Genomic DNA, 13,523 nt, shown 5'->3' on the forward strand with positions numbered 1-13,523 from the left:
CAGTCACTTTGTTTTTTTAACACTCTCTTTTCGCAAGCCAAACGCACTATTTTTTACGCAAAATTTGCAAAAGAATTCAGGCTATTCATACCACCATTTACATTAACACAGCTTGCTTCTGGAAAAATAGTTTTTACTATAGAAATTGCCTTCTTGCTTCGTATACCAGATTGACAAATAAAATAAATAGGACCAACAATACGTAACTCTTTCAACCTTTCTTCTATTTCATCTAAAGGAATATTCAGAGCTCCTATTAAGTGCTCCGTTTCAAATTCATTTTCTGTACGAACATCAATAAGTTGAATCTCCTCTTCCTCAAGTAGCTGCTGTAATGCAATTGCCTCTATAGATGACAAATCCACATTACATTGAAAATCGTAACTGGTTTCTAACTTTTTTCGGGTACTATTTTCAGAAACTAAAGAAAACTTTATTTTTTGTGTTCTTTGCGATAAGCCGTTAAAAATTAATAATGTACCAGATAATAAATCCCCAATTCCTGTAATTAATTTAACCGTTTCTAATGCCTGTAAATTACCAATTATTCCTGGTAAAATTCCTAAAACTCCATTTTCATTACAGTTAGGAACCTCATCTTCTTTGGGCATGTTAGGGAATAAACATCTATACGTAGGACCACCATTTGCGTTAAAAACACTTACCTGTCCTTCAAAACCGTGCAAAGCTCCATAAACAAAAGGTTTATTAAGTAATATACACGCATCATTTACTAAATACCTTGTTGGGAAGTTATCCGAAGCGTCTACCACATAATCATACGGCTTTATAATTTCTATTGCATTAGTAACCTCTAAAAAAGTATCAATCGCTGTAATCTTAGTATTTGAATTCTGAGCCATTAATTTTCTAACAGCCACCTTTACTTTAGATTTTCCAACATCACATTCATCATACAAAACTTGTCTATGTAAATTAGTAATAGAAACAACATCTTTGTCTACTATTCCTATTTCGCCGACACCCATTGCATTTAAATACGTAAGCACAGGTACTCCTAAACCGCCAGCACCAATGACTAATACCTTTGCCTCAGATAATTTAGCCTGTGCAGACACCCCAAAATCTTTTAATTGTAATTGCCTACTATATCTATCCTGACTCATACTGTAGAAATTTTTCCTATTGCTGCTTTATAATCTTCCATAGAATTGGCATTTAATAAAGCCTCTTCATTGGAAGGAAATACCAAATCTACATTATTCTTAATTAAAAATTTGCGAGGACTACTTGCTTTCTGAGTCTGTAGGCAAATTATCGATTGTTTTAAGGCTTCTGGTTCCCATATAGCGCACAAAGGCTCTGGCAACGGGTTTTCTTTTAAAGCGAAAGAAGTTGCTAAGGGATGTTTTTTTACATTTCTTACCGCTATAAGTTCTTTTAAAGATTCTACATTCATTAATGGCAAATCGCAAGCTAAAACCAACCAGGCAACATTTGGATACTTTTTATAAGCGGACAAAAGTCCATTATAAGGACCATCATACTCATTAGTATCTACTATCGTTTTAAATTTTGGTGTAATTTCCGACGCTTGTTCCTTACGAATACTAAGAAACGTTTTAACACAAACAGTATTTAACATTCCGTACAAATACTCTCTTTGTGGTTTACCATGATAAATCAACAAACCTTTATCTTGTCCCATCCGAGTACTTTTACCCCCAGATAGAACAAGACCATATATTTTAGCTCCATTAACCATTTTCCTTCTACTGCTTTTTTCTATATTACTCTATAATTGACATATAAGTACACCGAGATAGTTTACTTATATAAATAGAAAGGCTTCTTCATAAAAAAAATTGTAAAGCTTCTGCCTCTACCCTTCTATCTCTCTACCCAATTATTTCTTTAGGTGCCATATTATCAATAAAAGGCTGTTTGTATATTCTATTTCCAGTAGCTTTAGTAATGGCTATAGAAACCGCTGCTCCAGCTGGTGGCAATGTTGGTTCCCCTAATCCTGTAGGTGATAGATCATTCTTTACAAAATAAGTATCCACTTTAGGTGCTTCATTCATACGAATAAGGCGATAAGCTCCATAATTATTTCTATCTGGCTCCCCTTCCTTAAAACTAAAATCGCCGTACATTGCATGTCCAACACCATCTACAACACCACCTTCAATTTGATTTATTGCGCCAAGAGGATTCACTACAATACCACAATCAACAGCAACAGTAACTCTTTTAACAACTGGCTGGTTATTTTCCATAACCACATCTGCTACTTCTGCCACATGCGTATTATGACAATAGTATGAACAAAAACCTTGATAAACACCTTCTTTTGGGGTTCTATAGCCCGATTTCTCTACTGCCAAATTTATTACTCCCTCTAAACGTTCTGGAGAATATTTAATTTTCTCATCTTTAGTGCCTTTTACTTTTTGCAATAAATCCAAACGCATTTGAACAGGGTCTTTTTCTAACACTTCCGCCAGTTCATCTAAAAAACTTTGTTCTGCATAAGATAAAAAGTTGGTATATGGTGCACGCCAAGCTCCTGTGGTAATATTACTTTTTAAACTAGCAACATCAACTTGGTAATTTTCAATGGCTCCAGCAGGGAAAAAGTTGGGAATTAAACCGTACATATTACCATTTACTGCAGCTTCTTTAAGTTGATATCCTGTTATTTCTCCGTTCTTTATACTTGCCTTAATACGATATTTAATTGCCGGACGGTAGACTCCTGTTGTCATGTCATCCTCTCTAGAAGAAATCATCTTAACTGGTTTCCTTATAACATCAGAAATTTCGGCCACTTCCATAGCAAAATCTCCATATAACCTTCTTCCAAAACCGCCACCCATACGGGTCATCTCTACGCTAATATCTTCTAATTTTCTATCTAATAAAGTAGAAACCGATGTCGCTAATGCTTCAGGAGTTTGGATAGGCCCTACCAATCTTACTTTATCCTCATTTACACTTGCAAAGAAATTCATAGGCTCCATACAATTATGAGGTAAAAAAGGAGATTCATAAGTCTTCTCTACTATTTTATCCGCTTGAGCAAAAGCTTTTTTTACATCTCCATCGGAACGCATAGTTTTAAATTTCTTCCCATCTAATAAACTTAATAATTCCTTATTATGATTTTCGGAATTCTCTAAAGGGGTATCTATTTTCCAAACCGCTTTTATTGCTTTTTTCCCTTTCATTGCTGCCCAAGTAGAGCTTGCTATTACAACTACTTTATCACTACTACATAGTTTTACGGACCATGCAGGGTCTTCACTATTTAACAATTTTCTAGCTTTTTCACCAATAGTAATAACGTCTAATACTCCTTGTATTTTTTTTGCCTCAGTAGCATCAAAAGACTCTAATATTTGCCCAAAAGCAGGTGGTCTTAATACAGAAGCATAAACCATTCCATCTTCCTTATAATCTAATCCAAAAAGTGGCTGTCCTGTCACTATTTTATCAATATCTACATTTGTAGCATCTGTGCCTATAATAGTGAAATCTTTTGGTTCTTTAAGTTCTATATTTTCAGGAACTTCAAGTAAAGCTGCTTCTTTCACAACATCTCCGTACCCTAGTGTTTCTCCAGCTGCATTTGTAATTACACCATCTTTAGCCGTACATTCCTTAGCATCTACATTCCAACGCGCTGCTGCTGCATTTACCAACATTTGCCTTGCTGTAGCTCCTGTTTGTCTTAATGCTTCCCAACCAAAACGAATAGATTGACTACCACCCGCTACTTGTCTTGTGTAATTTTCAGTATCCAACCCCCCCTGCTCTACAACTACATTTTTCCATTCTACGTTAAGTTCCTCAGCTATTAGCATAGGCATTGAAGTCTTTACCCCTTGCCCTATTTCTGGGTTTGGAGAAAAAATGGTTACCATGCCATTCTCTGCAATTTTTATAAATGCGTTAAAATCGGCAAAATTCAATTTAGATATATCTATTGGCATTTCTGCCTTTGGTTTACATGCTGTAAAAAGGTTAAAGCCTATAAGCATTCCACCACTCGCTAAAGAAGATGCTTTTAAAAATCCTCTTCTACTAAAATTGGAAGTTTTTTGTTTTGACATTTTTTTGTTTTTTGGGGTTATCCTATTTTTTCAGATGCAATAGCTACAGCTTTCTGTATACGATTATATGCAGAGCAACGACAAATATTACCGTTCATAGCTACTTTAATTTCTTCTTCTGTAGGCTTAGGGTTTGTTTCTAGAAATGCGGAAGCCGTCATAATCTGACCAGCTTGGCAATAACCACACTGGGGAACATCTACCTCTTTCCATGCTTGTTGCACAGGATGCGAACCATCGGTAGAAAGTCCTTCTATAGTTGTAATTTCTTTTCCTTCTAAGCTTGATATAGGTAACAAACAGCTTCTGGTTGCATTACCATCGATATGAATTGTACAAGCACCGCATTGTCCTATGCCGCAACCAAACTTGGTTCCGACCATTTCTAAATGATCTCGAAGTGCCCATAATAATGGGGTATCTGCATCTGCTTCTACAGCATGTGATTTTCCGTTAATTGATAGATTAAAAGTTGCCATATTTTATGAGGGTTGGATTAATTTATTAAACTAAGATAAAAACGCTATACCTTATATAACTATTTCTATAGGTTTAAAAATATATATAAAATAGGCTTCTGCTTTACATTCAATCCAATTTTAACATTTTTTTTTATGTTAAAAAAATTATTTTTTCATAACATAAATAGCTTCTTTAGGAGCTACGAAAAAATCTATTAAAAATTCTTCTTTATACAATTTCACATCACTAAACAACATAGTTTTCTTAGCTTCTTGTATTTCTCTTCCCTCATAGCTATACCAAGTTATAGATTTGGGTAAAATCATCTTTTCTACGGACTGCCAATCGTTATAACGTATCCATTTAATATTATTAGACGTCTCTCCACTCCTGTATGTAACCGTATACCCAAGCCATTCCATTTTATAAGTTTCCGGATGGTAGTGTAAATAATAGTTATCTTTAAAAGAGGTTCCTACACCAACATCATAACTAATTTTTACACCAGGATAACTAACTCCCTTAAACTCTAAATTTGGAGTTTCTGCATAGGTAATACCCTCATCTGCTAAAACAAAAGGCATTGCGTAGAAATAAAAAAACAGGTTATGATAAAAAACAGCATCCCCTTTAAAATTCCCTAAGACATCCAATTTCCATACGTTTTCACCATCAAAACCCAATGAGTAATCCGGCGCTTTAATTATATCTTTTCTACTAGATAAACTAACAGTATGTTTTTCATTATAATCATCTTTAGAAATAGAATACTCTAAGGTTTTAAACCCCTTCCAAGAATTTAATCCGCCATGCGCATGAAACACTTTTTCTAAAGAAGCTGGATACCTATTTTCCTTTAAAGAAGTAACACTCTTTTCCTGTTGTAAAGAACTTACTTTTTCGGCAGAATGCTCTTTACAAGAGTTTAAAAAAATTAAGAACACTAAAAAAGACTTTAATTTGTACGACATGGTATATAGTTTTTTTATGGTTGTCGGTATGATAATTTAGGAATTACATTATTTTTGCGTCAATGAGTAAATTTAAACATTTAAGTAGTTTACAAAACCCTTTAGTAAAAAAAGTACTTTTACTACGAGACAAGGCTAGAGAAAGAAAAAAAACAGGCCTTTTTATTTTGGAAGGAAAAAGAGAAATTCAGCTCGCTATTAAGGGGAACTATAATATTAACACTCTCTTTTTTGAACCCAATTTACTTCCTGAAAACACTATTGAAACTTCCTTCGGTTCTATTTCAAATTCTATTTCTGTCTCTAAAGAAGTATACCAAAAGCTCGCTTATAGAGGAACTACAGAAGGTGCTATTGCTATTGTTTCATCTAAAAATACCTCATTAGAAAACTTTAGACTAAAAAATGCAACCCCTTTAATTTTAATCGCGGAAGCTCCAGAAAAACCTGGCAATATTGGTGCTTTACTAAGAACAGCGGATGCTGCTAATTTAGATGGTGTAATTATTGCTAATCCGAAAAGTGATTTATACAACCCTAACATAATACGCTCTAGTGTGGGTTGCGTGTTTACTGTTCCTGTTGCCATGGCCAGTACAGAAGATATAATAAGCTATTTAAAAAATAACAACATAAATATCTATTGTGCCGCACTAACAGCTTCTAAAAATTACACTGCGATAGACTACAAACAAGCATCTGCCATTGTGGTTGGCACAGAAGCAACCGGACTTACAGACACCTGGCTACAAGCATCTAAAGACAACATAATTATACCTATGCAAGGAGAAATAGACTCCATGAACGTTTCCGTATCCGCTTCTATTATAATTTTTGAAGCCAAGAGACAACGTCAGTATGTATAACAGAAAATATATCTTTAACTAAAACCATCTATGGATAGTAACCACTTATTTTATATAATCATAAGCATATTAATAGTACAATACGTAATAGAGACTTTTTTAGATTATTTAAATGCTCAGCGATATCAAGATCCTATCCCACATGAACTAGAAGATGTTTTTAACGAAGAGGAATATCAAAAATCTCAAGAATACAAAAAGACAAATTACCGTTTTGGACTAATTTCTTCCACTTTCTCCTTATTTTTAACCTTAAGCTTTTTAACCTTAGGAGGTTTTAATTACGTAGATCAATGGATAGCTATACTAACGGATAATTCTATTCTAAAAGCTTTACTATTTTTTGGAATAATTTTAATAGGGAGTGATATAATAACAACTCCTTTTTCTTATTACCAAACCTTTGTTATTGAAGAAAAATTTGGCTTTAACAAATCTACTTTTAAACTTTTCCTTTTAGACAAAATAAAAGGATGGTGCATGATGGTAATACTAGGAGGAGGTCTACTTGCTCTAATTATCTGGTTCTTTCAATGGGCTGGGAGTAATTTTTGGATTTACGTATGGTCTATAATAGCGGTAGTAACCATTTTTATGAATCTTTTTTACAGTAAGTTAATCGTTCCATTATTTAATAAGCAAGAAGCCTTACAAGAAGGGGACTTAAAAAGTAAAATACAGGATTATGCAGAAACGGTTGGCTTTGCTTTAGACAATATTTATGTAATAGATGGCTCTAAAAGATCCACAAAGGCAAATGCCTATTTTTCTGGTTTTGCCAAAGAAAAAAGAGTAACTCTTTATGATACTTTAATTAAAGATTTAGAAGAAGAAGAGATTGTTGCGGTGCTGGCCCATGAAGTAGGGCACTATAAAAAGAAACATATTCTTTTTAACCTTTTTGCTTCTATACTATTAACAGGAGTAACTCTTTTTCTATTATCTCTATTTATAAATACCCCAGAGGTATCTTTAGCCATTGGTGTTTCTAAACCAAGTTTTCATGCAGCTTTAATTGGTTTTGGAATTTTGTATAGTCCTATTTCTGAAATTACGGCACTCATTATGAATTATTTATCTAGAAAATTTGAATACCAAGCTGATGATTATGCTAAAAGCACGTACAAAGCCAAACCTTTAATAACCGGACTCAAGAAACTTTCTAAAAATAGCTTAAGTAACCTTACCCCTCATCCTTCTTATGTTTTTATGCATTATTCGCACCCGCCATTAATAAATCGTATTCACAATTTAAAGGTATAATTTTTGTTGTATACCAATAATGTTTGTGGTAAATTTAATGAAGTATGACAGAGGTTGAAATAGAAAAAGAAAATAAAGAAATTGCTAAGCAATATAAAGAGTTGCTTCGTATTAGCTATCAAACTTTATCGGATGATGACAAAAAACTAATACGTTCTGCATTCGAAATTGCCGTAGATGCGCATAAAAATCAACGCAGAAAATCAGGCGAAGCCTATATTTTTCATCCCATAGCTGTTGCAAAAATAGTAGCTGCGGAGATTGGACTCGATGCCGTGTCTATAGCATCTGCATTATTGCATGATGTTGTAGAAGATACTGAATATACTCTAGATGATATAGATCGTATGTTTGGTGAAACCGTAGCCCGTATTGTCGATGGTCTTACCAAAATTGCACATTTAAAAAAAGATATGAATATCTCCCAACAGGCGGAGAATTTCAGAAAAATGCTTTTAACTCTTAATGATGATGTAAGAGTTATTATTATTAAGATTGCGGACCGGTACCACAACATGCTTACGATGGACTCTATGCCGGAACATAAGCAAGTTAAAATAGCATCAGAAACCTTATATATTTACGCTCCACTAGCGCATAGAATTGGCCTGTACAATATTAAAACGGAACTAGAAGATTTAAGTTTAAAGTATACCGAGCCAAATGTATACCAGGATATAAAAAGCGAAATAGAAGACTCCAAAGAAGATAACCAAGCATACATAGATGCCTTTTCTGGAGTAATAGATAACTCTTTAGAAAAAGAAGGGTTAAATTACACTATCAAAGGCCGCATGAAATCCATTTTTTCTATACGTAGAAAAATGAAAATGCAAAATGTTTCTTTTGATGAAATCTATGACAAGTTTGCAATACGAATTATCTATAAATCGGACCGTGCCAATGAAAAATTCTTGGCATGGAAGATCTATTCTATAGTTACCGATCACTTTACCCCTAATCCTGTTCGTTTAAGAGATTGGATCTCTTCTCCAAAATCTACAGGATACGAAGCCTTGCACATTACTGTAATGGGACCTAAAGGTCGTTGGGTAGAAGTTCAGATCAGAAGTGACCGCATGCATGAAATTGCAGAAAAAGGATATGCCGCTCATTTTAAATATAAACATGGAGCGCAAAAAGAACAAGGTATTGAAGTTTGGTTAAATCGACTGCAAGAAGCTTTAGAAAATGCTAATACTAATGCTGTAGATTTTGTTGAAGAGTTTAAACTTAACCTATATTCTAAAGAAATATTTGTTTTTACCCCGCAAGGAGAACTAAAATCTTTACCAAAAGGAGCTACTCCTTTAGATTTTGCTTTTAATATTCATACCGAAATAGGCTTACGTACTCGTGGAACTAAAGTAAACGGCAAACTAGTTCCATTAAATACCACACTAAACAGTGGAGACCAAGTAGAAATAATTACTTCGGAACAAGCTAAACCCAACCAAAATTGGTTAGACTATGCCACCACTGCTAGAGCCAGAGCAAAAATAAAATCTTCGTTAAGAGAAGAGAAAAAAGCAATGGCCTTAGAAGGTAAAGAGATTCTTAGACGTAAACTAAAATCTCAAAAAATTAATTTAAATGAAGATACCATTAACAAAATGGTAACCTTCTTTAAATTAAAAACTAGTTTAGATTTATTTTATAGAATAGGAATTGGCGCAATTGACAATCAAATGGTCAAAGAGTTCGCTTCTTCCTATAACAATGCCTTTATTAGCTTCTTTAAAAATAAAATTAGAAGAAATACTGCTCCCGAAAATATTAACAAAGAAGAAATTACATCCAAATACGATGTTCTTGTTTTTGGCAAAGAAGAAGAAAAACTAGATTATACTTTATCGCAATGTTGTAATCCAATTCCTGGAGACCCTGTATTTGGTTTTGTCAGTGTTTCCGAAGGTATTAAAGTGCACAAAAAGAATTGCCCTAATGCCATTTCTTTACAATCTCATTATGCTTACAGGATTATAACTGCCAAATGGGTAGATTCCTCTCAAGAAGAATTTAAATCAGAAATTACCCTTACAGGTATTGACAATCTTGGACTGGTAAGCCAGATTACAGAAATGATTTCTAAAAATATGCACGTAAATATTCGTAATCTAAGTTTTAGCACGGACGGGGGTACATTTAAAGGAAAAATTACTGTTGTTGTAAAAAACAATGCTATTCTTAAAAAATTAATAACGAATCTAAAACAAATCAACGGTATTGATAAAGTGACAAGAGTATAGAAATTGTATCAAAATTTAACTGTACATTTGCACATTAATGCTGTAACAAATTATGGCTCAGAACAAGAACCAAGACATTGTAAAAAACGTTTTTACCGCCTTCCTAGAGGAAAACGGCCACCGAAAGACACCGGAACGTTACGCAATACTCCAAGAAATTTACGATAGTGAAGAACATTTTGATATAGAATCACTCTATATTAACATGAAAAATAAGAACTACCGAGTTAGTAGGGCTACCCTTTACAATACTATTGAATTACTATTAGATTGTAAATTGGTTAGGAAACATCAATTTGGCAAAAACCAGGCGCAATACGAGAAATCTTATTTCGACCGTCAACACGACCACGTTATTTTAACCGATACCGGAGACGTAATGGAATTTTGCGACCCTAGAATTCAATCTATAAAAAAAACTATCGAGGAAGTTTTTGATATTACAATCAATAACCACTCATTATACTTTTACGGCACAAAAAACAAAAAAAATAACGCAAACAACTAACCAATTAATTAAATGGCAGTAGATTTATTGTTAGGACTACAGTGGGGAGACGAAGGAAAAGGAAAAATCGTTGATGTACTAACCAAAGATTATGATATAATCGCAAGATTTCAAGGAGGACCTAACGCGGGTCACACATTAGAATTTGATGGAATTAAACATGTTTTACATACCATTCCATCTGGAATATTTCATAAAACAGCAATGAATGTTGTTGGTAACGGCGTTGTAATAGATCCTGTTATTTTTCAAAAAGAGCTAGATGCTTTAGGTAAATTTGATATTGATTTTATTTCTAAACTTCTAATCTCGAGAAAAGCACATTTAATTTTACCGACTCATAGATTATTAGATGCCGCTTCTGAAGCTGCAAAAGGTAAGGCAAAAATTGGCTCTACTTTAAAAGGAATTGGCCCAACTTACATGGATAAAACCGGTAGAAATGGCATGCGTATCGGAGATTTAGAATTGACTGACTGGAAAGAAAAATACCGTTCTTTAGCTAACAAACACGAAGCTATGATTGGTTTTTATGATGTAGATATTCAGTATGATTTACCGGAATTAGAAACTGCCTTTTTTAAAGCTGTTGAAGAATTAAAGAAACTTACTTTCATTGATAGCGAAGAATATCTTTACAGAGCACAAAAAGAAGGAAAGAAAATTTTAGCAGAAGGAGCGCAAGGTTCTTTATTAGATATTGATTTTGGAACCTATCCTTTTGTTACATCCTCTAATACTACTGCAGCTGGAGCTTGTACTGGATTAGGTGTAGCACCGAACCAAATCGGTGGTGTATTTGGGATATTTAAAGCCTATACTACCCGTGTTGGTAGTGGCCCCTTCCCTACCGAATTATTTGATACTGACGGAGAAACAATGGGAAGAGTTGGTAACGAATTTGGAGCAACAACAGGAAGACCCAGACGTTGTGGCTGGTTAGATTTAGTCGCTTTAAAATACGCTGTACAAGTAAATGGTGTTACAGAACTTATGATGATGAAAGGAGACGTTCTTAGTGGCTTTCCTAAACTAAAGGTATGTACTGCATACAATTACAAAGGAGAAGAAATTACACACTTGCCTTTTAATATCGAGGCAGAGAATGTTACACCTATATATACTGAAATGGATGGATGGTCACAAGATCTAACCACAATGAGAAGCCCAGAAGAATTTCCTAAGGCTCTTAATGACTATATAGCTTTTTTAGAAAAAGAATTAGAGATTCCTATTAAAATTGTTTCCGTTGGCCCCGACCGAACGCAAACAATATTAAGATAATACAAGGGAGCCACTTTCGAGTGGCTCTTTTTATTTTGTATTGGTATTAAATCTATCATAAAGGTGTTAAACCTCGTTTAAAAAATCCTATTTTTGAATAAAATTTTTTAGGATTGCAAAAGCTACCATACATTTTACTTTTTATTCTTAGCTCCTCTTTTATATGGGCGCAAGACGAACTCAAAGAAGCCAGCAAACAAATTAATATAGTTTACGGCGCTAATTTCACTAAAAACGAAGTTAAATATCCTGGAGCTTCTATATTTAGCAAAGACGAAAAGCAAGTACAATTTGAACACCAAGGAGCCGACCTATGGTGCGATATTGCTATTTTCTATCAACATGAAAATAAGCTCAAAGCCATAGGAAACATTCGTCTACAACAAGGCGATTCTGTAAAAATGACAAGTGGTAAAATAGAGTATGATGGAAATTTAAAACTTGCAAAAGCCTACGAAAATGTACTTCTAGAAAATACAGACATGACTCTAAGAACGGACACTCTTCGTTTAGATAGAGAAAAACAAGAAGCTTATTATCAAGATTTTGGTACCGTAATAGATTCTGCCAATACACTTACAAGCGAAATTGGAAAGTATTTTATGGAAGCCAAAAAATACCAATTTTTAGATAGTGTACATGTTCAAAACCCTCAATATACATTAGATTCGGAACAATTAGATTACTACACCACTTCTAAAAATGCGTATATGTATGGCCCCTCCACTATTATTGGAGAATCGTATAAAATATATTGCGAACGTGGATTTTACGACACTAAAATAGAAACGGGATACGGTATTAAAAATACCAGAATAGATTATAATGACAGAATTATTCAAGGAGATAGCGTTTATTTTAACAAAGCCTTAGAGTTCGCTTCGGCTACCAACAACATAGTAGTCACGGATACTATTAATCACGGACTAATTAGAGCACATTATGCGGAAGTTTATAAGGCAAAAGATTCTCTATTTGCAACAAAAAGAGCAGTTTCCATCAGCGTTATGGAAAAAGACTCTTTATACATGCATGGAGACACTCTTATGATTACCGGCAAACCAGAAGAGCGTATTTTAAGAGCGTTTAGAAATGCTAAATTTTATAAAAAAGACCTTAGCGGAAAATGTGATTCTATTCATTCTGAGCAAAAAACCGGTATAACTCAACTTGTACGAAATCCTATTCTTTGGAACGGAGAAAACCAAATGACCGGAGATAGTATTCATTTAATTTCTAATCTTAAAACCGAAAAGTTAGACTCTCTAAAAGTACTTAATAATGCTTTTATTATCTCTCAAGACACTATAGGAAAAACAGGATTTAATCAAGCAAAAGGAAAAGACTTGTTTGGTAAATTTGAAGAAAATGAGCTAAAAATAATTGATCTTATAAAAAACACAGAAGTCATTTATTACATGTATAATGATGATGATGAGTTCATCGGTATTAATAAAACTATTTGCAGTGCTATTAGAATTACCATGGCCAATAATGATGTAGAGGATTTAACATTTACAACAAACCCTGATGGCACTATTTTCCCAGATGCCGAACTTCCAGAAAATAGCCGAATTCTAAAAGGTTTCATTTGGAGAGGTGACGAACGAATTTTAACCAAAGAGGACATTTTTGATGAAGATGATAACAATTTAGAGTTAGCTATTATTCGTGGTATAGATAACCCAATAGATATTGATGCTGAAGAAGAGGAACGAAGAAAAAACGAAGGTGATCCCGTAAATAAAATACCTCCTTCTAACAACAAAGCAACAAAACCAAAGAAACAATCAAAAGCTAAAAATGAATAATAGTTTCTTAGTCTTTACACTTATCTCTTTTGA

The 13,523-nt window shown here is 33.9% G+C and carries 11 protein-coding genes; 6 read left to right on the plus strand and 5 right to left on the minus strand.

Features of this window, described 5'->3' with window-relative positions; genetic code table 11:
• Positions 1–53: 53 nt before the first annotated feature.
• The 5 genes from Q0856_RS13610 to Q0856_RS13630 form a co-directional block, all read right to left on the minus strand.
• Positions 54–1,127 (minus strand): HesA/MoeB/ThiF family protein, encoded by a 1,074-nt coding sequence (locus Q0856_RS13610; protein ID WP_298505910.1) that lies wholly within the window; start codon positions 1,125–1,127, stop codon positions 54–56.
• Positions 1,124–1,726 carry a molybdenum cofactor guanylyltransferase gene (locus Q0856_RS13615; protein WP_298505912.1) on the minus strand — a complete coding sequence of 201 codons (603 nt, stop codon included), beginning with the start codon at positions 1,724–1,726 and terminating at the stop codon, positions 1,124–1,126. The genes Q0856_RS13610 and Q0856_RS13615 overlap by 4 nt, the downstream gene beginning before the upstream one ends.
• A gap of 133 nt (positions 1,727–1,859) precedes the next feature.
• Positions 1,860–4,076, minus strand: a complete 2,217-nt coding sequence (locus Q0856_RS13620) for a molybdopterin cofactor-binding domain-containing protein (RefSeq protein ID WP_298505914.1) — start codon at positions 4,074–4,076, stop codon at positions 1,860–1,862.
• A 17-nt stretch (positions 4,077–4,093) separates the two neighbouring features.
• Positions 4,094–4,555, minus strand: a complete 462-nt coding sequence (locus Q0856_RS13625; protein ID WP_298480384.1) for a (2Fe-2S)-binding protein — start codon at positions 4,553–4,555, stop codon at positions 4,094–4,096.
• 147 nt (positions 4,556–4,702) lie between these two features.
• Positions 4,703–5,509, minus strand: coding sequence for a DUF6503 family protein (locus Q0856_RS13630; RefSeq protein ID WP_298505917.1), 807 nt, complete (start codon positions 5,507–5,509; stop codon positions 4,703–4,705).
• A 62-nt stretch (positions 5,510–5,571) separates the two neighbouring features.
• Between Q0856_RS13630 and Q0856_RS13635 the strand changes: the two genes are divergently transcribed.
• The 6 genes from Q0856_RS13635 (at position 5,572) to Q0856_RS13660 (ending at position 13,490) form a co-directional block, all read left to right on the plus strand.
• The gene (locus tag Q0856_RS13635) at positions 5,572–6,375 is read left to right on the plus strand and encodes an RNA methyltransferase (RefSeq protein WP_298480380.1); all 804 of its coding nucleotides are present in this window, start codon (positions 5,572–5,574) and stop codon (positions 6,373–6,375) included.
• 30 nt (positions 6,376–6,405) lie between these two features.
• A complete protein-coding gene (locus tag Q0856_RS13640) occupies positions 6,406–7,638 on the plus strand; it encodes a M48 family metallopeptidase (RefSeq protein WP_298505921.1) in 1,233 nt (410 codons plus the stop codon).
• A gap of 44 nt (positions 7,639–7,682) precedes the next feature.
• Positions 7,683–9,887: a RelA/SpoT family protein gene (locus Q0856_RS13645; protein WP_298480377.1), complete on the plus strand. Its 2,205-nt coding sequence runs from the start codon at positions 7,683–7,685 to the stop codon at positions 9,885–9,887.
• A gap of 52 nt (positions 9,888–9,939) precedes the next feature.
• Entirely contained in the window at positions 9,940–10,395 is a 456-nt protein-coding gene (locus Q0856_RS13650) for a transcriptional repressor (RefSeq protein ID WP_298480375.1), read from the plus strand.
• A gap of 12 nt (positions 10,396–10,407) precedes the next feature.
• Positions 10,408–11,679 (plus strand): adenylosuccinate synthase, encoded by a 1,272-nt coding sequence (locus Q0856_RS13655; protein ID WP_298505924.1) that lies wholly within the window; start codon positions 10,408–10,410, stop codon positions 11,677–11,679.
• A gap of 113 nt (positions 11,680–11,792) precedes the next feature.
• Entirely contained in the window at positions 11,793–13,490 is a 1,698-nt protein-coding gene (locus tag Q0856_RS13660) for an OstA-like protein (protein WP_298505927.1), read from the plus strand.
• Positions 13,491–13,523: the final 33 nt, after the last annotated feature.

Origin of the sequence: uncultured Maribacter sp. (assembly GCF_947496775.1) — a bacterium.
Classification (GTDB): domain Bacteria; phylum Bacteroidota; class Bacteroidia; order Flavobacteriales; family Flavobacteriaceae; genus Maribacter_B.